Raw genomic sequence first — 25,834 nt, forward strand, 5'->3', positions numbered from 1 at the left:
CATGCGGGTCGCCCTTGACACGAATATCCTGGCTTATGCGGAGGGCGTTGGAGACGATGCGCGCTGTAATGCCGCCATCGCATTGGTCGAACAGTTGCCCGCTGAAGGGGTATTGCTACCGGCGCAAACCCTCGGCGAGTTGTATCGAGTGATTACCGGCAAAGCCAAACGCGATGCCACTACCGCTCGGGAGGCTATTCTGGCCTGGGCGGATAGTTTCGAGGTCGTCGATTCGTCATGGGTAGCTTTTCAATCTGCGCTGGATCTTTCCGTCGATCATGGCCTGCAGATATGGGACGCGCTGATTCTGTCGGTGGCGGCGGAAAGCCGCTGTCGTCTCCTGCTCAGCGAAGATTTACACCATGGCTTTACCTGGCATGGTGTGACCGTCGTCAATCCGTTTGTTACGCCCTATGCCCCGTTACTTGCCAGCATCCTGAACATTGGTCAGCGGGAAAGCAGATAGCGCCATGACCGCGCGCCACCATTCCGGGTACGACGAGCAAGCGGGGTGAATTCGGTTTGCGCGCGGGGTGGACGTGGTGGATGCGCACCGGATTTCCGACGAATTTCGCGCGCATATAACGGCCGGATTACAACACTTCCCCGTCAATTAAAGTAAATCACCGCTTATCAGGAGGGACGTATCCGATGAACCGACAAATGCCACCTGAAACCAAAGTGCTGACCGCACACATCCCCCTCCCGCTCGCCAAAAAGGTTGATCAGATGGCCGCACGCCTGGAGCATTCGCGTGGCTGGATCATGAAACAGGCGCTGGCGGCCTGGATCGATCAGGAGGAAGAGCGCAGCCGCCTGACCCGCGAGGCCCTGGCCGACGTGGACGCTGGCCAGGTCATCGACCACCAGCCCGTGCAAGCCTGGGCCGATAGCCTCAGCACCGACGAACCGCTGCCGCTGCCGCGCTGAGGCACGCCGATTGACCAATCAGGTAATGCGCTACAATTTCCATTCAGTTTCGTACTGCCGTTCTAACCATTGGCAGTAACTTCCGTCCATGACCGCGCGCCACCATTCCGGGTGCTCCAGGTACCAGCGGATGGTCTGGCGGATACCGGCGGGGAAGTCCACGGCGGGTTGAAAACCCAGTTCGCGGGTGATTTTAGTGGCGTCGATGGCGTAGCGGCGGTCATGACCGGGCCGGTCGCGCACATGCTGGATCAGGTCGGCGCTTTTGCGGCCCTGCGCCGCTGCTGACTGCGGGTAAGCCTGCAACCACCGGGGATCACTCGCGAAAAGTTCATCCATGATCTGGCCGATCAGCAGGACAATGTCGATATTGGCCCATTCGTTGCAGCCGCCGATGTTGTAGCTCTCCCCCTCCCGACCCTGGTCCAGAATCGCGGCGATGCCCCGGCAATGGTCTTCCACATAAAGCCAGTCGCGAATCTGACGACCGTCGCCGTAGAGTGGCAAGGGCTGATTATGCAGGATATTCACGATGATGAGGGGAATCAGTTTTTCGGGAAAGTGATATGGCCCGTAGTTATTGGAGCAGTTGCTGGTGGTGGTACTGAGTCCGTAGGTATGTTGATAGGCACGCACCAGATGGTCTGATCCCGCCTTACTGGCGGCGTAGGGGGAGTTGGGTGCGTAAGGGGTCTCTTCGCGGAAGGGTGGGTCCTGAGGGCCGAGGGTGCCGTAGACTTCATCCGTGGAGATGTGATGAAAACGGTGGGGAATACGACCTTGCGGACCATCCAGCCAGAGGTTTTTGGCCACCCGCAGCAGGTTATGGGTGCCGAGAATGTTGGTCTGGATGAAGGCGTCGGGGTCGTGGATGGAGCGATCCACATGGCTTTCGGCAGCGAAGTGGACGACGACGTTGAGCTGATGGTCGGTCATCAGCCGTTCGACAAGCGGGGCATCGTTGATGTTGCCCTGCACAAAGCGAAACCCGGCGTGCTGCTCCAGCCCTTCCAGGTTATGGCGGTTGCCCGCATAGGTGAGGGCATCCAACGCCACCAGCGTAGTGCGCGGATGCTTGCCCAGCCAGTGGTGGCAGAAGTTGGCACCGATAAAACCGGCAGCACCGGTGACCAGCAGGCGTTTGTCAATCATGGGATCAACGGCGACAGACATCGGGTGCTCCTTTTTGAATCAGGCTTCTTCTTCGGGTTCAGCGAACATCTGCCGCAGTGCGGCCCGCCAGTGCGGCGCGGGACCCAGCGTGGCGTAGCTGCTGGACTTGTCGAGCACCGTGTAGGCCGCGCGGGGGGCGGGGGTGGGATACCCGCTCGTTGGGATCATCTCTATGGGGATACTGCGCCGCAGGCGTCCCGCAGCCAGCGCCTCTTCCTGAATCGCTACGGCGAAATCGTACCAGGAGGCCACTCCCGCGTCGGTCCAGTGCTGAATGCCCGTAAAATCCGGGTGGTCTATGGCGCTCCAGATCGCGCGGGCGAGCCCCGCGGCCCAGGTCGGGGTGCCGGCCTGATCACCCACGACCCGTAGCACGTCGCGCTCGGCCATAAGACGCAGCATCGTTTTCACAAAGTTGTTACCGTGGGCGCTATAAACCCAGGCGGTGCGCAGGATGAGGGCGGCATCACCAAGGATTTCCCGTACCTGCTGTTCACCAGCGGCCTTACTGCCGCCATAAACACCGAGAGGGGCTACGGGCGCGCCGGGTGGATAGGGGGTGGATAGGGCACCATCGAAGACGAAGTCGGTGGAAATATGGATCAGGCGGGCGCCGCAGGACTGGGCGGCCAGGGCACAGTGGGCGGCGCCGTCCCGGTTGATGGCATAGGCCATCCCGGCTTCGGATTCGGCACGATCCACGGCGGTGTAAGCGGCGGCATTGATGAGGCAGTCGGGCTGGAAACTTGCCGCCGCATCACAGACCTTGTCGGCATCACGAATGTCCAAATCCTGGCGTCCCAGGGCATACAGCTTGACTGAGGGCGGCTGGCTGCGTTGCAACTCCCAACCCACCTGGCCTTGCGCGCCCAGCAACAGTACGCGATACCTGGCGGATTCTCCGGCCACGGGCGTCATGGAAAGGCCTCATTCTTCAGCAAAGAAAGCCCGGCAGCATCCTTGCTGGCCAGCAAGGGTGGCTTGTTGTCCAGCAACGGCCAGTCAATGGCGATATCCGGATCATTCCAGATCACGCAACGTTCTGCTTCCGGAGCATAAAACTCCGTGGTTTTGTAAAGAAAGTCGGCCGACTCGCTAAGCACATAAAAGCCGTGGGCAAAACCGGGGGGCACCCAGAGCATCTGCTGATTTTCCGCGGAAAGGGTGGCACCCGCCCATTGCCCAAAATAGGGCGAGGAGCGGCGCATATCCACGGCCACATCGAAGACCGCACCAGCGACGACACGCACCAGTTTGCCCTGTGGCTGACGAATCTGGTAATGCAGCCCACGCAGCACGCCCTGCTGGGAGCGACTGTGATTGTCCTGCACGAAGTCAAGATCCAGTCCGGCCGCAGCGAAGGCGCGCCGGTTCCAGCTTTCCATGAAAAACCCCCTGGCGTCGCCGAACACCCTGGGGGTGATGAGGAGAACCTCCGGAATGGCGAGGGCTTCCACCTTCATGCCTGGCGTCCTTCGCGGAGAATGCGCAAAAGATAATCGCCGTAGCCGCTCTTTCGCAAGGGGGCGGCGAGACGGCTGAGGGCTTCACCATCGATGTAGCCCATGCGGTAGGCGATTTCTTCGGGGCAGGCGACTTTGAGCCCCTGGCGTTCTTCCAGGGTGCGGATGAACTGGCCAGCATTGAGAAGATCAGCGTGGGTGCCGGTGTCGAGCCAGGCCGTGCCGCGACCAAGCACCTCCACCTGCAGGCGCTTTTCTTGCAGGTAGAGGCGGTTGAGGTCGGTAATCTCCAACTCGCCCCGTGCCGATGGGCGGATTTCCCGAGCCATCCTGCTGCCGTTGCCATCATAGAAGTACAAGCCGGTCACCGCATAGGATGAGCGCGGAGTTTCCGGTTTTTCTTCGAGGCCGATAGCCTGGCCGTCGGCATTGAACTCGACGACGCCATAGGCGCGCGGGTTGGCGACATGATAGGCAAAGATGGTGGCGCCGGTATCGCGGGTGTGGGCGGCTTGCAGCGTTGCGCTGATTTCGTGGCCGTAGAAAACGTTGTCACCGAGCACCAGCGCGGAGGGGTTCCCCGCCAGGAATTCCTCGGCGATAAGCAGGGCCTGCGCCAGCCCTTCGGGGCGTGCTTGCTCGGCATACTGGAAAGACAGGCCCCATTGGCTCCCGTCTCCCAGCAACTGCCGGAAACGTGGCAAGTCGTCGGGCGTGGAGATGACCAGCATCTCCCGGATACCCGCCAGCATAAGGGTCGCCAGGGGATAGTAGATGAGGGGTTTGTCATAGACTGGCATCAGTTGCTTGCTGACGGTCTGGGTCAGCGGATAGAGCCGGGTGCCGGATCCGCCAGCGAGGATGATCCCTTTACGATGCATTGTGCGGCCTTCATTGGTTGATGTCGCGAGTATTGTATGTGGGCCGGGGGCGCGGGGGCAACATATCCAGAGGTGCTGTGCGCCGGTGGCTTGAGCGATAGCGCCTCAACGGCATAAGCTAGCCCCTCTGTCCGATCAACATACCAAGGAATCCTCATGAACAGACCGGGTGGCCCGTCCACTGCAAACGTCCGCAACAGACCTGAGGCGGACAAGCAGCGCGGCCACGCGCTGGGCGCCGCCATGCTGGGGATGCTGCTGGACGGTTACGACCTCAGCATCATGGCCGTGGTCCTGCTCTCTTTGCACAGCACCTGGCATTTGCACGCGACCGAAACCGGTCTACTCATGGCCATGGCGTTACTCGGGTCTTTGCTGGGCGGCCTGGTGGGCGGCGTCTTCACTGACCGGTTCGGGCGCCGCAAGCTGCTCTTTCCCAACATATTCCTCTATGTCATCGGTGCCCTGGTCAGCGCTTTCAGCCCGGACGTCTCCATCCTTTTCCTGGGTCGCTTTCTGACCGGCCTGGCGATCGGCCTCGACTATCCGCTGGTAGCCACCATCGTTGCGGAATACAGTCCGTCCGCAAACCGGGGAAATCGTTTCGCCCGGGTAAACCTGGCCTGGTATGTCGGCGCTCTGCTGTCCACCGGTGTCGGCTGGGCCCTGTTGTTTACCGGCGACGCGTCCTGGCGCTGGATGCTGGGTAGCGCGGTCGTCCCCGCGCTTGCCCTGCTCTGGTTGCGGCGCGGCCTCCCGGAGTCGCCGCGTTGGCTGGCGCGCAACGGGCATGCCAGCGCCGCCCGAGAGGCGCTGGCCCGGCTGTATCCGGAGTGTACGCCCGACGAACTCAGCACACAGTTGACGGCTTTTCAGGGGCATCGCCAGTCGTGGCGGGTGCTGTTGCGTAAAGTCTGGCTGCGCCGACTCATGCTCAGCATCTTCCCCTGGTTCTGTCTGGATGTGGTGGGCCTGGGCATCGGTCTGTATTTTCCTCTGGTGTTGCGCAGCAACGGATTAGCCAGCAGTGACGGGGCCGCCGCTGCCATCAATGCCGGCTTTCTGGTGATCTCCGCCCTGGGCATTCTCTATATTCTCTCCCGCCTCGACCGCTGGGGCCGGATTCCCCTGCAAAGCGCTGGCTTTGGTCTGATGTCTCTCGGGCTGGGACTGTTCGCGCTGTGCTCCTGGAATGGCTGGATTGCCGGGATTTACGCGGGTGCTGCGGTCTATTCCCTGGGTGTGGGCATCGGTCCGGCGGTAACGGTTTTTGCGCTCGCCGTAGAAATTTTTCCGACGGAATTGCGTGCCAGCGCGGGGGGGTTGGCGACGGGGCTTTCCCGCCTGGGTGCCGTCATTTCGGCGGTGTTATTTCCGGTTCTTGAAAAACGCTGGGGGATTCCTTGGGTACTGGTGGTGATGGCCATCGTGGCCCTGCTGGGGATGCTCGCCACCCTGATCTATGGAGTGGAATCGCGACAGAAAAGCCTGGAAGACCTGGAACGCGTGGATGAATGGGTGGCAGCACCCTGATTGGTGTGATTTTTACTCAAATCCCCAGGTCCGCACGATGCGCAACGGGGTAGGCGGGGACTGCCAGATGGCGGGTAAGGCCGGAAAGGGTGCCGCTTCCCGAATGATCGTGTCGACAGCGTTTACCAGCGCAATGTTCTTCGATCCTTGCCGCATCTCGATCTGCATCAGTTGTCCGTCGGGGGCGATAGTGACGGCGACAACGACGCGTCCCTGCGGGAGGACGGGATGACCGCCCGCAAAGAGCCGTTTCTGGGCCTGTGCCATGATTCGACTTTCCCAGTCCTTCAGATAGGCATTCAATGCGACCGCCCGCGCTGCCGGCGAGGCCGTTGATGGCACGCTCTCCCGACGGACCGGAAGCATGCCGTCCGGGCGGCGCAGCGTGGGTACCGCAGGCGAGGTCATCTGGGGACGGAGTGGGTTTGGCGTCAACGAAATTTCTACCAGCGAGCTGACCGGGGTTTTTTTGGGCAGGGTTCCCGCCAGCCCCACCAGCAACGCAAGCCAGACCAGCACGTTGACGACCATGGAGAGCAAGACCCAGGGGAACAGGGTATCGAGGTCTTCCGGTCGCAGACGCAGGGCGCGCATCATACCGACCAGTGCGGCTGCCCCAAACCAACGTATCCGGAACAGAACGTCCGATAGTGGCGCAAAAAATCCTATGGCTTCATTCCAGCCAGTCGGCTGCAGCGAGGGCATAATAGGTGATGATGGCATCGCTGCCGGCCCTTTTGATACCCAACAATGATTCCAGGACGCTGCTCTGCAGATCCAGCCAACCAGCCCGGGCAGCGGCTTGCAGCATGCTATATTCGCCAGACACCTGATACGCCAGCACCGGCAGGTCGCAACGCTCACGGAGGTCACGGATGATATCCAGATACGCCATGGCGGGCTTCACCATCACCATATCGCAACCCTCCTGAATATCCAGTGTCATCTCGCGAAAGGCCTCGCGCCGATTGGCCGGATCCATCTGATAGCCTTTGCGGTCCCCGAACTGGGGCGCGCTGTCGGCCGCATCGCGGAAAGGGCCATAAAAAGCGCTGGCGTATTTGACCGCATAGGACAGGATGCTGACCTGCGGATGCTGCGATGCATCCAGCGCCTCGCGGATAGCCATCACCATGCCGTCCACCATGCCCGAAGGGGCGATGACATCCACCCCCGCTTCTGCATAAGAGATGGCCTGCCGCTGCAGGTTTTCCAGGGTGGCGTAATCATCTCGGTCACCGCCCGCATTCAGCACACCGCAATGGCCATGGGCGGTGTATTCGCAAAAGCAGGCATCGGCAATGATCAGGAGTTGCGGATATTCGGCGCGAATGGCGCGAATGGCGCGTTGTACCAGCCCCTCCGCCTCCCAGGAGGCAGCGCCGGTGGCATCCTTGCAATGGTCTTCAACGACGCCGAACAGCAGCACCCCGGAGACACCCCGCGCCGCAGCCTCCGCGCAGAGTTGCAGAGCCGAGTCGATGCTGTGGCGGAAAACGCCGGGCATGGAGGAGATTTCCGTGCGGACGCCATCGCCTTCCACCAGAAAGATCGGCAGGATGAAATCCGCCGTACTGAGATGATGCTCACGCAACATCCGGCGCATGGCCGGATGGCGACGCAGACGGCGAGGTTCGTGGCGGGACGACAGATTGGGTCGGTTCATGCAACGGGCTCCAGACCTTGCGCCCATACGGTCAGCGCCGTCAACATACCCGCCGCGCTGGCTTCCGGAGCAACCCAGGGGGCGGGCAGGCCGACCGTGGTGACAGCCTCGGCGGTGAGGGGGCTGATGGCGATAATGGGCGTATTCTTTAGCCAGCGTTGACCTAGCCCCCCCACCATCTGGTAGAAATTATTGAAGATCTCCGGGCTGGTCACGGTGACGGCATCCAACTCGCCGCGCGCCCAGGCATGCAACAACGGCGTTGGGTTGGAGCCGGGCAAGCGACGTTGGTAGCAAAACACCTTGTCGATGACCGCCCCGCGCTCGCCCAGCGTTTTTTCCAGCAACTCCCGGCCCTGGTCACCGGCAAACAGCGCTATGCGCTGCCCCTGCACGGCCACCAGCTCCGGACTCTCCAGCAAACCCTCGGAACTGAACCTCTGGGGGACCAGCTCGACCTGCAGACCAAATTCACGCAGCGCCTTGGCGGTCTCCCTCCCAACCGCCGCAATGCGTGGCCCCGCCGGCCAGGACAGGTTGCGGCTCTGCAAGCGGCTGAGGGCAAAAGCGACGGCGTTGCGGCTGGAAAAAATCACCCAGTCATACACTACCAGCTGATGCAAAGCGTCATCCAGAGACTGCCAGTTCTCCGGCGCCTCGATCTGTATGGCGGGGAACAAAATGGGGTGTGCGCCCTGCGCCTGCAACAGGGTCAGCAATTCCTCGGCCTGTGCGCGCGGCCGGGTGACCACGATGCCTTTACCTTGCAGTGCGATGCTGTTCATGGGCTTCGGACATCCTCGATAATTTCTGCTGCTCCTTGCGCGACCAGCGCCATAGCGACGGCCATGCCGAGAGCAACGGGGTCGCTGCCCTTCGCCTCGGCATGGAGCACCCGGCGGCCGTCCGGGGTGGCGACCAGCCCGCGTAGGAGCATCTGCGGCCCCTGCCATTGGGCCAGCGCCGCCACCGGCAACCGGCAATCCCCGCCCAGCACCCGATTCATGCTGCGCTCTGCCAGCACGCAGGCGTGGGTATCGGCATTGGCTAGAGGAGCCAGCAGTTCCCGGGTCCGCCGGTCGTCGCTGCGCGCCTCAATGCCTATGGCCCCTTGCCCCACTGCCGGCAGAGAGCAGTCGATGTCCAACAAGTGAGTGATACGATCCGCCAAACCCAGGCGCTTAAGGCCCGCGGCGGCGAGGATGATCGCCTCATAATGCCCCTCATCCAGCTTGCGCAGGCGCGTAGCGACATTGCCGCGCAAATCATCGACCTGCAGATGGGGGTAGCGCTCCAGTAATTGCGCCCGCCGCCGCAGGCTGGAACTGCCTACCCGAGCGCCCTCCGGCAGAGCATCGGGGTGTAGAAAGGCATTGCTGACGAAGGCATCCCGGACATCCTCCCGGGCCATGATGGCGATTATCTCCAGGCCTTCAGGCTGCTGCGCGGGCACATCCTTCATGGAGTGCACGGCAATGTCCACCCTCTGCTGCTGCAGAGCATCCTCGATTTCCTTGACGAAGAGGCCTTTACCACCCAACGCATGCAGGGGCGCATCCAGAAGAACGTCGCCGCTGGTAGTCATAGTGATGATCTCGACCGTCATTGCCGGGTGGTGCCGCAACAGATCGGCGCGGACATGCTCTGCCTGCCAGACGGCCAGCGGGCTGGCGCGGGTACCAATGCGAAGAGGGTGCGGCATATCTGGTCGGCGGCTCTAAAGGTGATCGGGAGAAGAATTAGGCTATTCACCTTAACAGCGCGGTTTTTTCTGTCAAGGGTGATTCGGCAAAGCTCAGTGCGAAGCGGGGGTCACCACCACCTTCTCGCGCAACGCCTGCGCCATCTTGGGACCAACAACCGCCGCGAGGGAGGCGGGGCCGGGAAAGGGGCCGTGTGCCTCCCGGAAAGCGACCATCGCGGCAGCGCGTTTTTCGCCGATGCCGTGCAGGCAGCGCAACTGAGCCACGTCGGCATGATTGATGTCGACGGGAGCCGGACAATCTTTAGCGGCGGCCAGCGCCCCACCGCTCGCGCATATCGTGCATAAGGCCGATAAAGCTAGCCACAGACCTTTCCAGGACGCTTTTAACAGACGCTTAGCCCCGCAACGCCGCGCGTATCTTATCCCCTATCGTTGCCAACTCCGCCGCCGGTGTATCTTTGGCATTCGCGAAATTCAGGTCGGGGATGGCATTCATGGGAATCAGGTGCACATGGGCATGCGGTACTTCCAGCCCCGCCACCATGACCCCGACCCGCTTGCAACGGGTGACCTGCTCCAGCGCAGGCACTACGCGCTTGGCAAAGGGCAGGAGTCCGGCCAGGGTGTCGTCATCCAGCGTGAAAATATAGTCATGCTCGATTTTGGGAATAACCAGGGTGTGCCCCGGCCGGACCGGGCGAATGTCGAGAAAGGCCAGATAACGATCGTCCTCCAGCACTTTCTGCGCGGGGATTTCGCCGTGGATAATGCGGGTAAACAGGGTGCTCATGCGTCCTCCTTGAGGGTGGCCAAAACGGCTTCGGCGGCATCCAGGGTGGCGGCTATCTCGGCGTCGCCGTGGGCCGCCGAGAGGAAACCCGCCTCGTAGGCACTGGGGGCGAGATACACCCCGCGCGCCAACAGGCCATGGAAAAAGCGGGCGTAGCGTTTACTGTCGGCGGCCATCACCGCCTCAAAACCGCGGACCGGTTGTTCCGCGAAGAACCAGCCGAACATGGCTGGCACCTGATTGATCTGCATGGGCACACCCGCGGCTTCCGCCCGCTCGGCCAAGCCCTTGCAGAGCACTGTCGTCTGCGTCGCCAGCCGCTCATGGAAACCCGGCACCGTCAGCAGCCGCAGGGTCGTCAGGCCGGCGGCCATAGCCACCGGATTACCGGACAGCGTCCCTGCCTGATACACCGGCCCGGTAGGTGCTAGATATTCCATCATTTCCCGCGGACCACCGACGGCGCCCACCGGCAGGCCACCGCCGATGATTTTGCCCAGCGTGGTCAGATCAGGCCGCACCCCGTAGAGCGCCTGCGCACCACCCACCGCCACCCGAAACCCGGTCATCACTTCGTCAAAAATCAGCACGCACCCGTATTGATCACAAATGGCGCGCAGCCCTTCCAGAAAGCCGGGCTCCGGCGGCACGCAACCCATATTGCCAGCCACTGGCTCGACAATGATAGCCGCGACATCAAAGCCGAAGCGCACCATCATTTCCTCCACTGCGGGGAGGTCGTTGTACGGCAGCACCAGGGTATCCTGACTCACCTCGCGCGGAACCCCCGCGCTGGAAGGCTGGCCAAGGGTCAGCGCCCCAGAACCGGCTTTGACCAGCAGACTGTCGCTGTGGCCGTGATAATTACCCTCAAACTTGAGAATCTTGTCGCGCCCGGTGTAACCGCGCGCCAGACGAATGGCGGTCATCACCGCCTCGGTACCGCTGGAAGTCATGCGCACCGACTCGATGCCCGGTACCAGCGCGCAGACCAACTCCGCCATTTCTACCTCGATGGCAGTGGGGGCACCAAAGCCAAGCCCCTTGTTCACCTGCGTATGCACCGCCGCCAGCACTTCCGGATGGCCGTGGCCGTGAATCATCGGTCCCCAGGAACCCACATAATCAATATAGCGCTTGCCTTCCACATCCCAGAAGAAGGGTCCTTCGGCATGGTCGATGAAAATCGGATCGCCACCCACACCGCGAAAGGCCCGGACCGGCGAGTTAACCCCGCCCGGAATGCATCGTTGCGCCGCGTTGAACAGCGCGTGTGAAGTCTGCGTCATCATTACTCCTTACGGTTACTGAACAGAGCGGTAAAGCGTCGTGCCGCCCCTTCCACATCCTCTGCACCAAAAACGCCGGAAATCACCGCCAAGGCATCCGCACCCGCCGCGATCAACGCACCCCCATGGGCCTCCGTGATGCCGCCGATGGCCACAATGGGCAGATCAATAACCGCACGCGCCGCCGTCAGGACATCCACACTGACCACCGGCGCCTGCGGTTTGCTGGAAGAAGCGAAAAAAGACCCGAAGGCCACATAGTCCGCCCCCAGCGCCGCCGCCTCCTGCGCCTGCCGCACCGATCCATAGCAGGAAACCCCGACGAGTATGGCGCGACCGAATTGCGCACGCAACGCGGCCAGGGGCACATCCTCCGCCCCCACATGGAGGGCGGGCGCCCCGACAGCCTGCGCCAGCAGGGGATCATCGTTGACGACGAAAAGCGCGTCGTACTGTGCGCAAAGCTCCCGCAAGGCCCCCGCCTGCCGCCGCCGTCGCGGTGCATCGGCCACCACCTCGCCCTTGTCCCGATATTGGAGAATACGCGCACCGCCGCGCAGCGCCGCCTCGGCCCGCGCCAGGAAAACGGGCTCCGGCATCAGGCGCGCTTCGGTGATCACATATAGCCCGGAAATAACGGGGTTCTGCCCAGCCATCCTATTCCTCCCGATACCCGCGCGCCCAAAAGAACCGGTCCGGAAAATACTGTCCCTTTCCCAGCGGGTAAGCGTGCGCCAGGCAAGCATGAGTAAAATCCAATGCCCGCTTCACGGCCTCTTCCATGGCTAGATTCTGCGCCAGACCCGCCGCCAGTGCGGCGGCCAGGGTACATCCCGAACCGTGGTAGCGACCGGCCAGACGCGGCTGCCGGAAGGTACGCTGCAAGGTCTCGCCACGAAACAACATATTCTCCAGCTCCACCCCCACGCCATGCCCTCCGCTGATCAACACCCACTCCGCCCCCTGGCGATTGAGCCGGGCACCTGCCGTGGGCAAATCGTCGGCACCGGACAAGGCCAGTGCTTCAGGGCCATTGGGCGTCATCACCGTGACTTGCGGAAGTAATTGGGATACCAAGAACTCGCGGAATCCCGCGCCCGCCAGGGCCGTGCCCCCTCCGGCTGCCAGTACCGGATCCAGCACCACGGGAATCCGCGGATAATCCGCCAGCAGCGCGCTCACCGCCGCCACCATGGCGGCGCTTCCCAGCATCCCGATTTTGATGACTTGAACGGACATATCCTCCAGGATCGCCCGCGCCTGAGCCACGGTATCCTCTGGATTCACTAGCGAATAGGCCCGTACATTCACCGAATCCTGAACGGTCAGCGCCGTCACCGCCGTGCAGCCATGCACGCCCAGGCTGGCCAGGGTCAGCAGGTCGGCCTGCAAGCCCGCACCCGCACTCGGATCAGAACCGGCCATAGTGAGGACGACCGGCGGAGGACCCGACACTTCCGGGTTACGGAATTCCATCCAGGATGAATCGTACATTATTTCGCCCCGATTGACCTGCTCTCGCTTCGGTGCCCAATAGAGCTTATTTATAAAAAAACATTTTTCCGATAACACCCTTCCCGCTGAGCTCATGCAGGATGGCAAAAACTACATGCCCACCAAGATATACCCACGCGGTATAGGATATTACCCTATGGACCACAGCAATCTCAGTATATAACACAAAATCGTTTGACTGCAGGCCGAGTATCGAGTTCCCACGCGGTAAAACCAAAAGCAACAGCATTCCGGTTAATGCCATCAATGTAAAAGATATTATTCCGATTCCATGCCAGAACCCTGATAGCCCAACGGTATTGCCACCCTCTGGAAGAATAGGTTCTCCTAAATTCTTTATATCGTTAACAATGTGCTGCATGCCCTCGCGATCCCATGGGAACAGAATAGAGAACTGCGATGCGGTATATATCCATAGCCATTCCAACAAAATAATAATCGTTGACGCGACGCCAACATATTCGTGCATATATAGATAGGATTTCGTACGCGGGTCATGGACAACCAACCCAAGAAACATCTGACCAGTCAACACGATAGCCATAACAAAATGTATTATCTTCGTCGTATGATCAAATTCGGTTACACGATCCTCGGCTGTGGTGCCGACATCTCTATTTGACATTCTAACCACCTCTTCGTCGATTAGCGACGGTAACAACATCGTGAGCTACACGCGATGTATTTATATGCATATAGTCCATGTTATACGATGCGGGCTTTTCACAAGTCACATACCGATGGATTTTTTTATTGTTTCCATTGCCGCCAACGGGTTTTTTATATACTGCACCATAACTCCTAGATCATCACCAGCAATCATTACGGAACCGTAATTAAATTTCGAGCCAATCCAAGTTTGTTTAATTTTTATGCCGCGAACGGACGTCGCCGGGATGGAAACATTTTGTCGTCGTGCCATTCCGTATTTCACCACCAGGCTGCCATTATCAACGAGACATCTGGTAGTGAACATTAACGTCGCCAGATTTGCCGCATCAATTACTGACAAGACAATTATTACCGCCCCGATCATTACCAAGAACCCACTACCAAAAACCACAAATGGAACACTCACAAGGAATATCAACAGTGAACCAAAAAAGGCAGATGGTGCTACGTTCACGTCGTTCAATACCACGGCTGTAGTATGTTTTACTTCATTCCGCTGTGCAGACATGCGTCATCCCCTCACCAAATTTCATTGTTTTCGAAGTAGAAAAGAGCACCGGAAACAAACTCTATCGTTCACCGACAGGGCCACATACTCCTGAAAGTAATCGCGCCATTTTATCAACGACGAGTTGTTCGTAATGCCCTATGCGCCAGTCACGTCATTGATGCCTAAATCATTTACAATCGCTGGCATTATCCAGTTTGCTGATCAGGACCCAGTGTGCGGCGTACCCCTGCTGTACCTTTGCCAACGGACCTCGAATATTTACTATCATACCGCAAGGTGTCTGGCTGCCTAATTGTATCGGCCCTGCTTTGGCGGGCATGCTGCCGCCGGGTGAGGTTACCGGCATCGGCGAATGTACATGCAGTGGTGCATGCACAATTTTCACCGAAGTCTGCTGCAAAGAAGGTGTTATTTTACCGATCTCCGCACTGTTCGCTAAACCTCTGTACGCAAGTGGTTGCATGTTCTGCGTACTGGCAGTGGTGGCACAGCCGCCCAGAAACAAGAGCATGGTAGACGAGAACAGCAGAGGAAAAAGAAAATTGGTATTCCTTGGATGATTATAATTTTCCATACGAATGGAGCCCCGACAAGAATAAATTAACGCCCAGAAAACAGAATGACACAACCCACAGGCTAAGAAACGACCACCACGCCATATTCGTTCCACGCCATCCCTTCACCGTGCGGGCATGCAGATACCCCGCATAGTTAAGCCATACAATAAGCGACCACGTTTCTTTGGGATCCCACGACCAGAAACCGCCCCACGCCTGAGCGGCCCACACCGCGCCAAGAATGGTGGAAATAGTGAACAACAGGAAGCCAAAGGTAATGGCCGCATACATGATGTCGTCCATTATCGGCTGGCCAGGAAGAATGAAGGCCAGCCGACCGCCTCGTTTCTGGGAGCGCCCATCCAGGATATATGCGAAACCAACGAGCGATGCTATCGTGAAGTTCGCATAGGCTATAAACATCATGGGGACATGCAGCTTTATCCAGAAGCTTTGGAGCGCGGGAATCAGTGGCTCAATTTTGTCCATGTGCTGCGCGAATGTGATCCACAAGAAAAAGAGCACTGCAGCGCCGACAAGGGGCATCACAAATGCTCCTAATGCTTTCGCCTTATATCGCGATTCGTAGAACAGGTAGAATAGTGATGTTGCAGCGCAGAATAACAACATTACTTCCCACAAATTGCCAACAGGGATATGTCCCCATGACGGATGGCCAATATAGGTTTCTCTCCATCGCACACCTAAGGCCGTAAATCCCATTATAATACCGAGCCATGTCATGGCCGTACTCGCGGCTGCTACAGAGGATTTGTGCGTGAATAAATATACCTCATAACCGATAGTGGCGAATAATAAGAAACCGCTCATCCACATGGCCGCAGCATCACCCTGGAGAACATATCTCATTAGCCAATTGTTGTCCGGGGTCTGGCCGACACTGTACAACCACACGGCAAACATAGATAAGGCAATCACGACATAGGTCAGGATTTGTAATGGGCGCCAATAAAGACCCGCAACTATTAGTGCCACATACCAACTTCCGAGTATCACGTACTGCCAATAGCCAAATGACTTGGAAAACAACAGCAGCAAAGCTACAGCGCCGCCGGTTAGTAACAGGGCCCACAGGCCACCCATACCTCTACCATACCAGCTGGGCGGCGCGCCATCATCATTATTTAACTCATCGAAACGAACATGCACACTATTCATTACGTTCTCCTTCGTCCTCAGCTTTTAGGCGCTCGTAAAGAGACTGTATAACATCGGGTATATTGCTCACACTACGGCTACTATGACCGGTTATTACCACATCGGTACCATCGCTCGCCGCTGTCAACTTCGCCATAATCCGTCGTTGCGGCATATAAAATGATATCATGATACCAAAAACCAATAATACACTTCCGATATACAGAAGAATGGTGCCAGGCCATTTTGTCACCTCGAGTCCGGCAGCCCATTTATGCTTATATGCATGCACAGTTATAATAAACGGAACCGGATACGCCTGCAGTTGAGTCATCGCATTCATGACAGCCTGAAAAAGCCGCGCTTGCTGCTGATAATTGGTCATGATAGATGGGTAGCTAGTAACTACTAAGTTTTTGAAAAGCGTTGTCACAACCGCCATGGTAAGACCTGTCCCATTTGCTGCTTCATCTCTTAATTGAGTCAGGTAGGTCATAAAGAAGCTTATTCCACCATTGGGACCAATGGGTATTAGCAGATATTGAAATGGCGATTGTTTTGTTCGCACTCCCTGCAAAAAATAGTTCTGTCCAGAGCGGGTAATTGGAGATACAAACGTCTTAAATTCCGCGGTCTGTCCGGATGAGGTGGAGGCAACGTAGGTCATGCTGGGTCCGAGATTCACAAACGGACTGGCGTGGCTTGTCGCTACACCTGCAGCCTTTGCAGGTATAACATTATAGAGTGAAAAGGATTTTAGTTTAACCTGATACCCACCATGCACAGTCAAAGTATCACCTATTCGTGCCGTAACATGTTTCGGTGACACCCCTGGATTCGACAGCGAATGGTTGTCTAGGCGCAGCAACGTTCCACCATCGCTAAAGCTCGCCTGATAGATGTCTACCCCACGATATGAAAGTGGATGATTGACTCTAACAACGGCACGTTTTAGTACTTCTCCACGATGGTTCTCTATATATATATCTGATCGAAAATCCTTTGGCATTCCGTTTGAGTAATAGGTTATATCAAACTTATGCAAATATATCACAAATGGCAATGGCTGCACCAAATAGCCATTACCGGATGGAACAAACGCGTTGTCTGTTGAATCTCCGGCCGGTAGAGTGACATTGCCTCTGTACGCAGGGTTATCAAGAGGCAGCGTGGACACTTGTGGCACATCCGAGACCGGCTCAGAAAAATTAGTCTCCGGAACTATCGATCCATTCCATAGTTTCCATTTCAGCGGCAGGCTGGCATTGTACATTGCGCCTACGCAAAATATCACAATTGCCGCATGTGTCAGTATATAACCTGCGCTATAGAAACGCCCACGGACCGATACCAGCGACGCAGATGTCTTCGTAGCTCTAACACGCGGTTCATATCCCGCCCCAGTCATCCATGACGCCAGAACGGGGGTCGCATCCGCTAGACGTAGGGAAGTGTGATACACATCCGGCTTGCTGCCATCACGCCCGCGGTCTTTCCATACATTCACCATGCCCATTATTCTGGTCGGAGTGTTTCTGATTAGGCACGATGCGGTGGAAAGTACCAAGACGCCCAAGATGACTAAGAACCATGGCGTTCCGTAAACGTCGTAAAATCCAAGCGACTTAAATACAGCAAACCAGAACGGACCAAACTGGTGTGCATAGTCCGTGTAGGGCTGTGCTTGTGGCAACACGGTACCGATGATAGAAGCAATTGCCAACAGGACGAGCAGGGATACCGCGAAACGCATCGAGGTAAAAATTACAACAAATTCCGCTATTCTCTTCTGCATGTGGAACTCTCTATTGCCGCTAGGCCGGTCGCTTATCAAAAATACTTAGCATCACTACTTAACGCATCATAATAACAGCATCAGACACTCGAAGTACCGTTAAGTCAATTAAGGCATCAGACGCTGCCTGATCCAGGCTTCGCCATTTTTTCGATATGTAAAACGATCATGCAAACGGTCCTGTCGCCCTTGCCAAAATTCAAAATAAGTTGGCACAACGCGGTACCCTCCCCAACTTTCCTTGCGTGGCACGTTACCGTCCTGGAAGCGTGCGCTGACAGCCAGAACACGACTTTCCAACTCTGCGCGGCAGGCTATAGGCTGGCTCTGCTCTGACGCCAAGGCGCCGATCCGACAGGCTGTAGGTCGCTCTTTAAAATACCTTTCTGATAGGTCTTCCTCGACTCGTTCTACCTGCCCAGAAATCCGCACCTGGCGCTCTGTTTCAGGCCAGTAGAAGCACAGTGCGGCTTGCGGATTAATCGCCAACTCGACCCCTTTCTGGCTATTACTGTCCGTATACCAGCAATAGCCACGATCGCTAAAATGTTTGATCAGGACATATCGAAGCGATGGCTGTCCCTCAGCGCTCGCGGTGGCTAACGCAGCGGCCGTCACGTCTCTACATTCTGTTCGGATGGCGTCGTTAAACCAGCATTCGAACTGTCTGACCGGGTTTTCAGATAAATTAACACCCCGTAGCGCAGCGTTGGAGTATTCTCGCCGAATGGCCCGAAGGTCAGTGTCGCTATCGCGGTGCGCATCCTCACCTTTTGCTTCAGGCAGGCTCCAGAGGTTGACCAATATCTTTTTTTTATTGAGCACGCAGCGAAGGGATCGTATCTGACCACGATCCGCCAGACTAACCGTTAGTGTGCCAATTCGTTGCGGGCTTAATCCTGTGCTGACTGAAATCTCGCCATTCGTCATAGGACCGCTGGTAAGAGCCTGCACGACCGTCGCACAATCTTTCACAAAGCATTCGGTCATGGCGACACCAACCATGCCGTACGAACCCATTTCAAAACCAAGTGCTTTGCTTTTATCGCCGCTGCCCGCTTGTACATTACCCCTCCGCTTTAAGTCGCCACAGTGTCCAGACGAACAAGCATGCCCTCTTAATTTATCAGGTATTACCTGGAATAATTATGCCACCATGTGTCCAATATATGAATATTTAATTTATAATTATTCGTCGTTCTTACCCATCAATATAGGGGCTATTGTACCATCTGCATTTCCAGAACCGGGCACCTGCACTCTCGCGCTCTCCGCTAGGATCGATGTCAGCTCTTCTTTGCCTATTAGTCCGGTAATCAAACCGAGATGGCCGTCGCTCCGTTGATAAATAATGTCCGGGAGCTGATCAACCTTGATCTCGTGCAAAAATCCATTATTGAGTTCTATCTCTTTTATTGTTGCCAACTCTCTCGGAAACGGATTATCGATAATATGGGCGACTTGTGGAAGCGTTATATGGTTTTTATTCTCCATATTATCGCCAATAATCCGCTCTACGTTCGACAACACAGCAGCCGGAGATTTGGCTTGTAGTATGTATACAGCCTCTGACATGCTACTAGGATCTATCATAGCTACGGGGACATAGCGAACCGTTAGACGCCCCTCACGGACAAGGTGCTCTTCCGCGTTATACAGAATGTGGCAATATGAGCAATTAGTGTCAGTAAAGTCATATATTATGGGGCCGCCATGACCGCTCTGAATGTACGTTAAGTGGCTCGCCATCATGCTCCAAAAATGCGCCGCAGAGACCTCGGATGGCTTTGTCGGCGCCCTGGCTTCGGTTACTCCAGAAGGTACGCTTACCGTACTGGGAATTGCCGATGTCGTAGCCTTTTTCGTACATGCCGTTAGTAGCGCTACTATTACTACCATGAATAGTAGTTGCATGGTAAATGGCGCCATATCTCCGGCTTTCTGAGTCAATCGAACCACCCATTGCCCCATCGAGGGGAAGGCGGGGCTATTTTGTTCATCACTTCACGCCTTGGAGATCAATAGGCTTTTCCTGGGACAGCGCGGTCAGATAACTGACGAGCGCCACCATTTTTGAGCCATCGTAGGATAGCGGCATCCCATGAAGGCCATTGGTTATACAGGAGTTGACTTGCATCCCCAGCGTTATTACTTTCCCCGCTCGTTCATTATAGCGAGGGAAGCTCGCTGCGGCACCAATAAGGCTTGGGATCTGTTTGCCGTTTGGCAGCATGCCGTCTACGCGTCCGCCACCACGGTGGCATGTCATACAGCTATTACCGCCAACTCCCAAGGAAGCTGCGGCGAACAACTGCCCCCCCTCATGAATAGCTGCCTGCATCGGCGTCTCCGTCGCTGCCAAAGCCGGGGCTGTAAAGGCCAATGCAGAAGCCACACTCACCACCATATACGAAATTTTCTGTAACGTCATAATGTTACGCGGAGTCCCCTAGCGCAGGCGCCAGGGCTGGGTAGCTCGCAGGTATTGAAAACACCCGCCCTCCCCCGCATCTCCTTTTTGTGCGGCCACCTTGCGGTCACAATAGACTTCCGTGCCTTTCGGATATTGGCACCGAATCCCCCAACTGCTTTCTAAAGTATCACAAAAACATCTGTTCATACAGCAATACGCTGACGATTGACACGGTGCAAAAACCCCTCTCAACGGAGAGGGGCTAAAGAAAATAACGCCATTATCAATAGGCTTGTTAAGCGGCCTTTGGTGCAAACGCCATACAGTAACCATCAGGTGCCACTGGCCCAGCTACAACCTTGCAGCAGCTCGGCGCAATGAAGTTCGCGCACACCGAGCATTGGTCTTTACCCTTGGGATGTGGCTGATATTGTAACGCAGCCTTAGGTGTGGTGCCCGGACACGCCCCAGACGCATGGGCCGCGCCGATAGGATTTACACCGACCACAGCTCCGGCCGCTACTACACCAGCCGTTATGGCGATGCCTTTTAAGACTTGACGGCGACTCACGTTCTCAGGCTTGGACTTTTCGATTCTTTTCTGTTCGTCACTCATGATATTACTCCTTAAATTAAATAGTTTTACCATTTTGCTTCACTATGCGCCGCGGTTTACCACGTCACAGACCAAAATCATAGCAATTCACTTCACGTCTTTCCAATACTCCTTTTTGAGAAAATAAGCAACGAGTGTAAACAACGCTAACAAACCGAGCACCCATGGCCCTTCGTCGTACCGCTGCACGACGGACGGGTCAGATACAAACCGTAAAAAGGCGACGATTTCGGTGACTTGCTCCTTGAATTTCTGGGGAGATTCGTCGCCCGCACGAAGCACCTTTCCTTGCTCATTCACGATCCCACCAGACGGCGCAAGCACATCTGGCATTGCCACATTTGGAAATACATGGTTATTCCAACCGGATGGACGTTTGGGATCCTGATAAAATGACAGCAGATAGGTATATACCCAATCCTGGCTTTTGTAACGAACGATCTGGCTCAAATCCGGCGGAGGAAGGCCAAACCATTGATGCGCCATGTTGGTTGGCATCGCAGACACCATATTGCCCTTAAATCCGGATCCATTCGGCAACATGATATACTTATGCACATCGGCCTTAGACATTCCCAGATCTTTTGTCAAAAACTCATAACGCATGAATTTTATGGAATGGCATGCCATACAATCCGTTGCGAACAGCTTGGCGCCAGCAATAATGGTCTTGGCGTTATAGGTGTAATGCGGAACCATCAGCTTGGGTCCGTTATCCGCAAATGCTCCAGGTGCACTGGCAAGCAGCCCCAAGGCCAGACCCGCCCACACAACATACTTTTTCATAACTCCCCCTCTCTGCCCAATATCAGTGGGCACGGAAATGAACGCGTGCCGGCGGTGTCCGAGTCGGCTCAAACTTGCTCACAAATGGCAGCAAAATGAAGAATGCCACATAGATAACCGCCCCCAATCGTTCCGGAAAAAAATATTTGGGCAGAGGGGGTTGCTCTCCAAGATAGGCAAGCACGAAGAAGTTGATGAAGAAGATGATAAGCATAACACGAGTCACTGGGCGATAACGTGTCGATTTCACTGGATTTCTGTCAAGCCACGGAAGCACGAACGGAAACAGCACCGCCACTACCATTAATATAATGCCCGCATCCTTGTTGGGGATGGATCGCAACATGGCGTAAAAGGGTGATAAATACCACGGCGGAGTAACGTCCGGCAGGCTTTTCAACGGATTCGCGGGCGTCGACATGGTACGCTCCAGGAAAATATGATGAAGCGTCGGTGCATAGAAAATTATCGCGGCAAAGATGATCAACCATACACCGAATCCAAACAAATCTTTTACGGAATAGTAGGGGTGAAAAGGAATGCCATCCACAGCATGTCCATCCGATCCTTTATTATCCTTGATTTCAATACCATCGGGATTGTTCGAGCCGACTTTGTGTAGGTAAAGAATATGAAAAACGATCAGTCCGACAATGACCAGGAACACAACGGTTACATGCAAAGCCATAAACCGATTTAGCGTATCTCCACTCATACCGGCGCCACCGCGCACCAGCGTGGTGACCCACCCGCCGATAAATGGAATGGACTTAAATAAGGAGGTGATTACCGTCCCAGCCCAATAGGATAGGTTTGAATAAGGCAACACATAGCCGAAAAATGCTTCCGCCATAAAGGCTAGATAGGTCGTATAGCCAATGATCCAGACGATCTCACGCGGTGCTCGGTAGGAGCCGTAAAGCATGCCTCTCGCCATGTGAATATATAGCAGTACAAATATCAGGGATACGCCATCAACATGCATATACTGCATAAGCCAACCATAATGCACGTCATACATGATTCCATATACGGAGTCGTATGCACCCCTGGCCGATGGTATGTAGTGCGCCAGAACCAGAAATCCCGACAGAAACTGCAGCACGACCATCAGTAAAAGTAGAGATCCCGCATAATAAAAAATGTTGAAGTTCTTTGGCGCATAGTATTCAGCCATATGCTCCCGCCACATCTCCGGCAACGGCGAACGTTTGACAAACCACTCTTTGAAACTCATATCAGCCTCCTTTCTCGGCTACCACACTCAGCACAAATGTGCGAGCGGATACATTTTGGTTACAACGACGCTTTTCTTTTCCACATCGATGTCATATTCAGGAACTGCCATATTGTGGGGTGCGGGTGACCCTTTGATCACGCGTGCAGAAAGATCGTACATGGAGCCGTGGCAAGGGCAATGAAACCCGCCGAGCCACCACGGCGCGACGCTGGCTTTCTTGGGCCGATAATGCGGTATGCAACATAGGTGGTTGCATATTTTTATGCCGACATACCATTCCGGCACCCGTGACCTATACTTGTTTTTGCAGTACGGGGGCTGCTGCGGAATATTGCAGTTGGGATCTTTCAATAGGCCTTTCTGTTCAGCCTCGTCCAGCGTGATCAACATTTCCGGGGTTCTGTTTACCACAATAACCGGCTTTTCCTGCCAAAGAGCCACCATCTGCATACCTGGTTCGATGGGCGACAGATCAATGGTGGTGGTGGCCAATGCCGCGGCGGCAGCCGTTGGATCTAACGACCTTACCATCGGTACCGCAATAGTACCCGCTACCGCTGCGCCGGACACCGTCACCAGAGCAGTGAGAAAGCGGCGACGCGTTACATTTGGAGCATGCTTGTTGTCCTGCGTTTCGTCTGACATGATATTTATTCCTATATGCTGTTTGATGGATTACTTCGTAGAGGTTGCTAGATCCCTTTCAGTTCTATCATCCAAATCTGGATTGATAAAATCATGGGCATAAAACAACTCTCCGTTATGACCCAATACGTCACAATCCATTAATTTCGTATAGATACTGGTGATTGCTTCAGGAGGCGTATATCGCTTCATCGGCATACCGGGATGCGTCAACAAGCGAAGCCCTGTTCTACATGGCCCGGGATCTACGATATTCACCCGGATACTTGTGTTGGCATACTCTATGGCCCACATACGAGCCATGTGCAATATCGCGGCCTTGCTCACGCCGTAGGCACCCCAATAACCTTTGGGCTTTATACCAGACTCATCCGTTGTGAAAATAATAGAGGCGTATGTGGCCTCTTTTAATAACGGAAGGCACTGCTGCGTCACCAAAAGCGGAGACTTTACGTTGACCTGAAATACATGATCCCATTGATCTCCAACATAGATCTCCAGTGGAGTCAACATTCCCAGTTCCGCCGCGTTATGCACGATGCCGTCTAACTGGTTGAACTCGCCGGATATCGCCGCACCTATGGTTTTAAACGCATCGCCTGTCGGTTCGGCGAGATCCACCACAAGAATAGCTGGCTCCGGGTATCCATAATCGGTGATTTCGTCGTAGACGCCTTCCAGATTACGCTTCGTCTTTCCCAGCAAAATGACCGTAGCGCCCTGGCGGGCATACTCAATGGATACGGCCTTGCCGATGCCATTTCCAGCACCGGTGACCAGTATCGTTTTCCCCTCCAGAATGCCCTCACCCCTCGGTTTGGTGTAATCATTTTCAACCATGGCGCTCACCGGGACCTTATATAAGCGGCCAGCGCGGTTATTTGCTTTTGATTCAACCTGGTGGCTATGTACTGCATAATGTCTTTATGCGTGGCTACCCGCTGCCCTGACTTGAAATAGGTCAGTTGGTTGATCACATAAGTGCGTTTTTGCCCTGCTAACATGGGAAAGTAAGGGGGCAGACCGGCCAGCGTGGTGCCATGGCAGGCCATGCACGCTGGCATATGTTCCTTCGGCAACCCGCCGAAATACAGCTTTTTCCCCTCGGCAACAAGTTTGGGATCGTAAACATGTCCCACCGCAGGTGTCTGAGCAGAAAAGTATTTGGCGACTTGCTGCATCTGCGCCGCAGTCAATGGCGCCACCATACCCCACATAATGGATGATTGTGGATCTGCTCGTGTATGCGCTTTGAAATGATCGAGTTCCCGCAGAATGTAAGGCTTCCATTGCGCAGCCAAGTTGGGGAACATACCGCCGTCTGTCGCCACACCCTGCAGGCCATGGCAGGCCATGCACGTGGACTGCACCACCGTGGGCACCCCGCTTGGGGTGACCGACGCCGTTGCAGCGGTAACGCTCATAGCACTAGCGGTAACCGGTGTAGGAGCAGCCGCGGAGACCGTCTTAGCGAGCGTGGAGCCATAGGCTACTGAGGTCATGGCTATGGCCATCGTTAACACGGGAATAGCGGATAAAAACGGTTTTTTTTGTAGCATATATAGCACCTTGATTGATAGGACTAGCAACCACCAAGCTTCTATTACAGACTCTCGATAGCTTTAGGCCAGTTATAAGCAAACAACCCCATATTAATTATGCGCAGGTGTAATCATATTATATATATTACCTGCTGATACAGCATTCACGTTTCTTGCGCGTCCATATATATGTCCTATTTTAACGCAAGAATTCAACGCCACAACCACTTTAAAAACCGAGATTTATTGTAGCATCCACTAAATAGGACGAATTTGCAACCGCGATAAAGTCCCACTTCCGTCAATGCAGACCGGACAGATAGGCCGCGACATCCTGCATTTGCTGGATCGTCAGCTTCTCTGCTATAGGCTGCATAATGGGATTCGCTCTACTTCCCGCATGCAAATATTTCAGTTGCTGAACCACATATCCATAGCGCTGGCCCGCCAATCGTGGAAAAGTCCCTCGACCCGTCGCGTCCATTGCATGGCAAGCCATGCACGCCGGGATACCCTGTGAAGCAATGCCCTGCAGGAATATCTGTTTGCCCGCAGAGACGCCCGGGCGCGGCGAAGAAGCGCTGTGCATCGGGGACTGTGCCGCATAATATTTCGCAAGCGCCTGTATATCCTGATGATCCAAGGCTTGCGCGACAGGCCACATGTAAATCTGCGCATTTTGATCCGAACGCGTGTGCTTTTTGAACTGCTTCAATTGCCAGGCGAGATATTGCACCTGCTGACCGTTCAGTCGGGGAACTATCGGATAGATGGTGTTCTCCCCGGTCTGCCCGTGGCAGACCATGCACGATTGTTGAACCGATTGGGGTGCCTGCGCCAAAGCCGGACCCGAGCCCAATAACGCCAACGCTACAACGGTACTGCGGATAACGCCTTTCTTTGTGGAAAGAGTAAGATCGTTCAATGATAATGTAGGACACATAGCCCACCCCTC

At 55.7% G+C, this 25,834-nt stretch carries 32 protein-coding genes; 4 read left to right on the top strand and 28 right to left on the bottom strand.

Going from position 1 to position 25,834, the window contains the following annotated elements:
- Position 1: 1 nt before the first annotated feature.
- Positions 2-466, top strand: coding sequence for a PIN domain-containing protein (locus tag M0P56_RS09000; RefSeq protein WP_291509711.1), 465 nt, complete (start codon positions 2-4; stop codon positions 464-466).
- A gap of 185 nt (positions 467-651) precedes the next feature.
- Entirely contained in the window at positions 652-930 is a 279-nt protein-coding gene (locus M0P56_RS09005; RefSeq protein WP_291509712.1) for a CopG family ribbon-helix-helix protein, read from the top strand.
- A 30-nt stretch (positions 931-960) separates the two neighbouring features.
- Here M0P56_RS09005 and rfbB read toward each other — a convergent pair whose 3' ends face one another.
- From rfbB to rfbA, 4 genes are read right to left on the bottom strand one after another with little or no spacing between them, the layout of a single operon-like run.
- Positions 961-2,103, bottom strand: a complete 1,143-nt coding sequence (rfbB, locus tag M0P56_RS09010; protein ID WP_291509713.1) for a dTDP-glucose 4,6-dehydratase — start codon at positions 2,101-2,103, stop codon at positions 961-963.
- An 18-nt stretch (positions 2,104-2,121) separates the two neighbouring features.
- A complete protein-coding gene (gene rfbD, locus M0P56_RS09015; RefSeq protein ID WP_291509714.1) occupies positions 2,122-3,021 on the bottom strand; it encodes a dTDP-4-dehydrorhamnose reductase in 900 nt (299 codons plus the stop codon).
- On the bottom strand, positions 3,018-3,566 hold the full coding sequence (rfbC, locus tag M0P56_RS09020) for a dTDP-4-dehydrorhamnose 3,5-epimerase (RefSeq protein ID WP_291509715.1): 549 nt from the start codon (positions 3,564-3,566) through the stop codon (positions 3,018-3,020). The genes rfbD and rfbC overlap by 4 nt, the downstream gene beginning before the upstream one ends.
- Positions 3,563-4,447 (bottom strand): glucose-1-phosphate thymidylyltransferase RfbA, encoded by an 885-nt coding sequence (gene rfbA / locus M0P56_RS09025; RefSeq protein ID WP_291509716.1) that lies wholly within the window; start codon positions 4,445-4,447, stop codon positions 3,563-3,565. Before rfbA ends, rfbC begins: the two co-directional genes overlap by 4 nt.
- Before the next feature lie 156 nt (positions 4,448-4,603).
- Between rfbA and M0P56_RS09030 the strand changes: the two genes are divergently transcribed.
- Positions 4,604-5,980 (top strand): MFS transporter, encoded by a 1,377-nt coding sequence (locus M0P56_RS09030; RefSeq protein ID WP_291509717.1) that lies wholly within the window; start codon positions 4,604-4,606, stop codon positions 5,978-5,980.
- 12 nt (positions 5,981-5,992) lie between these two features.
- Here the strand turns inward: M0P56_RS09030 and M0P56_RS09035 are convergent, their stop codons facing one another.
- From M0P56_RS09035 to M0P56_RS09110, 16 genes are all read right to left on the bottom strand, one after another.
- On the bottom strand, positions 5,993-6,703 hold the full coding sequence (locus M0P56_RS09035; protein WP_291509718.1) for a TonB C-terminal domain-containing protein: 711 nt from the start codon (positions 6,701-6,703) through the stop codon (positions 5,993-5,995).
- A complete protein-coding gene (gene hemB / locus M0P56_RS09040; RefSeq protein WP_291509719.1) occupies positions 6,654-7,646 on the bottom strand; it encodes a porphobilinogen synthase in 993 nt (330 codons plus the stop codon). The genes M0P56_RS09035 and hemB overlap by 50 nt, the downstream gene beginning before the upstream one ends.
- Positions 7,643-8,431 (bottom strand): uroporphyrinogen-III synthase, encoded by a 789-nt coding sequence (locus tag M0P56_RS09045; RefSeq protein WP_291509720.1) that lies wholly within the window; start codon positions 8,429-8,431, stop codon positions 7,643-7,645. The genes hemB and M0P56_RS09045 overlap by 4 nt, the downstream gene beginning before the upstream one ends.
- A complete protein-coding gene (gene hemC, locus M0P56_RS09050) occupies positions 8,428-9,348 on the bottom strand; it encodes a hydroxymethylbilane synthase (RefSeq protein ID WP_291509721.1) in 921 nt (306 codons plus the stop codon). The genes M0P56_RS09045 and hemC overlap by 4 nt, the downstream gene beginning before the upstream one ends.
- A gap of 93 nt (positions 9,349-9,441) precedes the next feature.
- Positions 9,442-9,615, bottom strand: coding sequence for a helix-hairpin-helix domain-containing protein (locus tag M0P56_RS09055; RefSeq protein WP_291509722.1), 174 nt, complete (start codon positions 9,613-9,615; stop codon positions 9,442-9,444).
- 130 nt (positions 9,616-9,745) lie between these two features.
- Positions 9,746-10,141, bottom strand: coding sequence for an HIT family protein (locus M0P56_RS09060; RefSeq protein WP_291509723.1), 396 nt, complete (start codon positions 10,139-10,141; stop codon positions 9,746-9,748).
- Positions 10,138-11,430 (bottom strand): glutamate-1-semialdehyde 2,1-aminomutase, encoded by a 1,293-nt coding sequence (hemL, locus tag M0P56_RS09065; RefSeq protein WP_291509724.1) that lies wholly within the window; start codon positions 11,428-11,430, stop codon positions 10,138-10,140. Before hemL ends, M0P56_RS09060 begins: the two co-directional genes overlap by 4 nt.
- A gap of 2 nt (positions 11,431-11,432) precedes the next feature.
- Positions 11,433-12,086: a thiamine phosphate synthase gene (gene thiE, locus M0P56_RS09070; protein ID WP_291509725.1), complete on the bottom strand. Its 654-nt coding sequence runs from the start codon at positions 12,084-12,086 to the stop codon at positions 11,433-11,435.
- A gap of 1 nt (position 12,087) precedes the next feature.
- Positions 12,088-12,924: a hydroxymethylpyrimidine/phosphomethylpyrimidine kinase gene (locus M0P56_RS09075; protein ID WP_291509726.1), complete on the bottom strand. Its 837-nt coding sequence runs from the start codon at positions 12,922-12,924 to the stop codon at positions 12,088-12,090.
- A gap of 46 nt (positions 12,925-12,970) precedes the next feature.
- Positions 12,971-13,570, bottom strand: a complete 600-nt coding sequence (locus M0P56_RS09080) for a cytochrome b/b6 domain-containing protein (protein ID WP_291509727.1) — start codon at positions 13,568-13,570, stop codon at positions 12,971-12,973.
- 105 nt (positions 13,571-13,675) lie between these two features.
- The gene (locus tag M0P56_RS09085) at positions 13,676-14,125 is read right to left on the bottom strand and encodes a PH domain-containing protein (protein ID WP_291509728.1); all 450 of its coding nucleotides are present in this window, start codon (positions 14,123-14,125) and stop codon (positions 13,676-13,678) included.
- Positions 14,126-14,294: 169 nt separating this feature from the next.
- Positions 14,295-14,702 carry a hypothetical protein gene (locus M0P56_RS09090; protein ID WP_291509729.1) on the bottom strand — a complete coding sequence of 136 codons (408 nt, stop codon included), beginning with the start codon at positions 14,700-14,702 and terminating at the stop codon, positions 14,295-14,297.
- On the bottom strand, positions 14,689-15,864 hold the full coding sequence (gene ccsB, locus M0P56_RS09095; protein WP_366110013.1) for a c-type cytochrome biogenesis protein CcsB: 1,176 nt from the start codon (positions 15,862-15,864) through the stop codon (positions 14,689-14,691). Before ccsB ends, M0P56_RS09090 begins: the two co-directional genes overlap by 14 nt.
- Positions 15,857-17,638, bottom strand: coding sequence for a cytochrome c biogenesis protein ResB (locus M0P56_RS09100; RefSeq protein WP_291509730.1), 1,782 nt, complete (start codon positions 17,636-17,638; stop codon positions 15,857-15,859). Before M0P56_RS09100 ends, ccsB begins: the two co-directional genes overlap by 8 nt.
- Before the next feature lie 108 nt (positions 17,639-17,746).
- Positions 17,747-18,643 (bottom strand): pyridoxamine 5'-phosphate oxidase, encoded by an 897-nt coding sequence (gene pdxH, locus M0P56_RS09105; protein WP_291509731.1) that lies wholly within the window; start codon positions 18,641-18,643, stop codon positions 17,747-17,749.
- A 183-nt stretch (positions 18,644-18,826) separates the two neighbouring features.
- Positions 18,827-19,390: a thioredoxin fold domain-containing protein gene (locus M0P56_RS09110; RefSeq protein WP_366110037.1), complete on the bottom strand. Its 564-nt coding sequence runs from the start codon at positions 19,388-19,390 to the stop codon at positions 18,827-18,829.
- Here M0P56_RS09110 and M0P56_RS09115 point away from each other — a divergent pair.
- A complete protein-coding gene (locus M0P56_RS09115) occupies positions 19,365-19,583 on the top strand; it encodes a hypothetical protein (RefSeq protein WP_291509876.1) in 219 nt (72 codons plus the stop codon). The genes M0P56_RS09110 and M0P56_RS09115 overlap by 26 nt on opposite strands.
- Positions 19,584-19,637: 54 nt before the next feature.
- Here the strand turns inward: M0P56_RS09115 and M0P56_RS09120 are convergent, their stop codons facing one another.
- From M0P56_RS09120 to M0P56_RS09155, 8 genes are all read right to left on the bottom strand, one after another.
- Positions 19,638-19,979: a hypothetical protein gene (locus M0P56_RS09120; RefSeq protein ID WP_291509732.1), complete on the bottom strand. Its 342-nt coding sequence runs from the start codon at positions 19,977-19,979 to the stop codon at positions 19,638-19,640.
- 367 nt (positions 19,980-20,346) lie between these two features.
- Positions 20,347-20,667, bottom strand: a complete 321-nt coding sequence (gene iro, locus M0P56_RS09125) for an iron oxidase (protein WP_291509733.1) — start codon at positions 20,665-20,667, stop codon at positions 20,347-20,349.
- Between the two features lie 87 nt (positions 20,668-20,754).
- A complete protein-coding gene (locus M0P56_RS09130; protein ID WP_291509734.1) occupies positions 20,755-21,453 on the bottom strand; it encodes a cytochrome c1 in 699 nt (232 codons plus the stop codon).
- A 22-nt stretch (positions 21,454-21,475) separates the two neighbouring features.
- Positions 21,476-22,690 (bottom strand): cytochrome bc complex cytochrome b subunit, encoded by a 1,215-nt coding sequence (locus M0P56_RS09135; protein ID WP_291509735.1) that lies wholly within the window; start codon positions 22,688-22,690, stop codon positions 21,476-21,478.
- A 27-nt stretch (positions 22,691-22,717) separates the two neighbouring features.
- The gene (gene petA / locus M0P56_RS09140; RefSeq protein WP_291509736.1) at positions 22,718-23,338 is read right to left on the bottom strand and encodes a ubiquinol-cytochrome c reductase iron-sulfur subunit; all 621 of its coding nucleotides are present in this window, start codon (positions 23,336-23,338) and stop codon (positions 22,718-22,720) included.
- Between the two features lie 30 nt (positions 23,339-23,368).
- Positions 23,369-24,178 (bottom strand): SDR family NAD(P)-dependent oxidoreductase, encoded by an 810-nt coding sequence (locus tag M0P56_RS09145; RefSeq protein WP_291509737.1) that lies wholly within the window; start codon positions 24,176-24,178, stop codon positions 23,369-23,371.
- A gap of 5 nt (positions 24,179-24,183) precedes the next feature.
- A complete protein-coding gene (locus M0P56_RS09150; protein ID WP_291509738.1) occupies positions 24,184-24,897 on the bottom strand; it encodes a c-type cytochrome in 714 nt (237 codons plus the stop codon).
- Between the two features lie 283 nt (positions 24,898-25,180).
- Positions 25,181-25,822 carry a c-type cytochrome gene (locus tag M0P56_RS09155; protein WP_291509739.1) on the bottom strand — a complete coding sequence of 214 codons (642 nt, stop codon included), beginning with the start codon at positions 25,820-25,822 and terminating at the stop codon, positions 25,181-25,183.
- Between the last annotated feature and the right edge of the window lie 12 nt (positions 25,823-25,834).

Origin of the sequence: Acidithiobacillus sp., assembly GCF_023229925.1 — a bacterium.
Classification (GTDB): domain Bacteria; phylum Pseudomonadota; class Gammaproteobacteria; order Acidithiobacillales; family Acidithiobacillaceae; genus Acidithiobacillus.

Excerpts from the sequence above, each read along its gene's own strand:
- hemL (WP_291509724.1), bottom strand. The coding sequence starts at position 11,430 with ATGACGCAGACTTCACACGCGCTGTTCAACGCGGCGCAACGATGCATT.
- M0P56_RS09120 (WP_291509732.1), bottom strand. The coding sequence starts at position 19,979 with ATGCAGGCAGCTATTCATGAGGGGGGGCAGTTGTTCGCCGCAGCTTCC.
- M0P56_RS09045 (WP_291509720.1), bottom strand. The coding sequence starts at position 8,431 with ATGAACAGCATCGCACTGCAAGGTAAAGGCATCGTGGTCACCCGGCCG.
- M0P56_RS09075 (WP_291509726.1), bottom strand. The coding sequence starts at position 12,924 with ATGTACGATTCATCCTGGATGGAATTCCGTAACCCGGAAGTGTCGGGT.
- M0P56_RS09035 (WP_291509718.1), bottom strand. The coding sequence starts at position 6,703 with ATGCCATCATCACCTATTATGCCCTCGCTGCAGCCGACTGGCTGGAAT.
- iro (WP_291509733.1), bottom strand. The coding sequence starts at position 20,667 with ATGAGTGACGAACAGAAAAGAATCGAAAAGTCCAAGCCTGAGAACGTG.
- rfbC (WP_291509715.1), bottom strand. The coding sequence starts at position 3,566 with ATGAAGGTGGAAGCCCTCGCCATTCCGGAGGTTCTCCTCATCACCCCC.
- M0P56_RS09000 (WP_291509711.1), top strand. The coding sequence starts at position 2 with ATGCGGGTCGCCCTTGACACGAATATCCTGGCTTATGCGGAGGGCGTT.
- M0P56_RS09080 (WP_291509727.1), bottom strand. The coding sequence starts at position 13,570 with ATGTCAAATAGAGATGTCGGCACCACAGCCGAGGATCGTGTAACCGAA.
- M0P56_RS09150 (WP_291509738.1), bottom strand. The coding sequence starts at position 24,897 with ATGCTACAAAAAAAACCGTTTTTATCCGCTATTCCCGTGTTAACGATG.
- rfbA (WP_291509716.1), bottom strand. The coding sequence starts at position 4,447 with ATGCATCGTAAAGGGATCATCCTCGCTGGCGGATCCGGCACCCGGCTC.
- M0P56_RS09135 (WP_291509735.1), bottom strand. The coding sequence starts at position 22,690 with ATGAGTTTCAAAGAGTGGTTTGTCAAACGTTCGCCGTTGCCGGAGATG.
- petA (WP_291509736.1), bottom strand. The coding sequence starts at position 23,338 with ATGTCAGACGAAACGCAGGACAACAAGCATGCTCCAAATGTAACGCGT.
- M0P56_RS09110 (WP_366110037.1), bottom strand. The coding sequence starts at position 19,390 with ATGATGGCGAGCCACTTAACGTACATTCAGAGCGGTCATGGCGGCCCC.
- M0P56_RS09115 (WP_291509876.1), top strand. The coding sequence starts at position 19,365 with ATGTACGTTAAGTGGCTCGCCATCATGCTCCAAAAATGCGCCGCAGAG.
- M0P56_RS09145 (WP_291509737.1), bottom strand. The coding sequence starts at position 24,178 with ATGGTTGAAAATGATTACACCAAACCGAGGGGTGAGGGCATTCTGGAG.
- M0P56_RS09030 (WP_291509717.1), top strand. The coding sequence starts at position 4,604 with ATGAACAGACCGGGTGGCCCGTCCACTGCAAACGTCCGCAACAGACCT.
- M0P56_RS09005 (WP_291509712.1), top strand. The coding sequence starts at position 652 with ATGAACCGACAAATGCCACCTGAAACCAAAGTGCTGACCGCACACATC.
- M0P56_RS09130 (WP_291509734.1), bottom strand. The coding sequence starts at position 21,453 with ATGAAAAAGTATGTTGTGTGGGCGGGTCTGGCCTTGGGGCTGCTTGCC.
- M0P56_RS09100 (WP_291509730.1), bottom strand. The coding sequence starts at position 17,638 with ATGCAGAAGAGAATAGCGGAATTTGTTGTAATTTTTACCTCGATGCGT.
- M0P56_RS09060 (WP_291509723.1), bottom strand. The coding sequence starts at position 10,141 with ATGAGCACCCTGTTTACCCGCATTATCCACGGCGAAATCCCCGCGCAG.
- rfbD (WP_291509714.1), bottom strand. The coding sequence starts at position 3,021 with ATGACGCCCGTGGCCGGAGAATCCGCCAGGTATCGCGTACTGTTGCTG.
- pdxH (WP_291509731.1), bottom strand. The coding sequence starts at position 18,643 with ATGGTTGGTGTCGCCATGACCGAATGCTTTGTGAAAGATTGTGCGACG.
- rfbB (WP_291509713.1), bottom strand. The coding sequence starts at position 2,103 with ATGTCTGTCGCCGTTGATCCCATGATTGACAAACGCCTGCTGGTCACC.
- hemB (WP_291509719.1), bottom strand. The coding sequence starts at position 7,646 with ATGAACCGACCCAATCTGTCGTCCCGCCACGAACCTCGCCGTCTGCGT.
- M0P56_RS09085 (WP_291509728.1), bottom strand. The coding sequence starts at position 14,125 with ATGTCTGCACAGCGGAATGAAGTAAAACATACTACAGCCGTGGTATTG.
- hemC (WP_291509721.1), bottom strand. The coding sequence starts at position 9,348 with ATGCCGCACCCTCTTCGCATTGGTACCCGCGCCAGCCCGCTGGCCGTC.
- ccsB (WP_366110013.1), bottom strand. The coding sequence starts at position 15,864 with ATGAATAGTGTGCATGTTCGTTTCGATGAGTTAAATAATGATGATGGC.
- thiE (WP_291509725.1), bottom strand. The coding sequence starts at position 12,086 with ATGGCTGGGCAGAACCCCGTTATTTCCGGGCTATATGTGATCACCGAA.
- M0P56_RS09090 (WP_291509729.1), bottom strand. The coding sequence starts at position 14,702 with ATGGAAAATTATAATCATCCAAGGAATACCAATTTTCTTTTTCCTCTG.
- M0P56_RS09155 (WP_291509739.1), bottom strand. The coding sequence starts at position 25,822 with ATGTGTCCTACATTATCATTGAACGATCTTACTCTTTCCACAAAGAAA.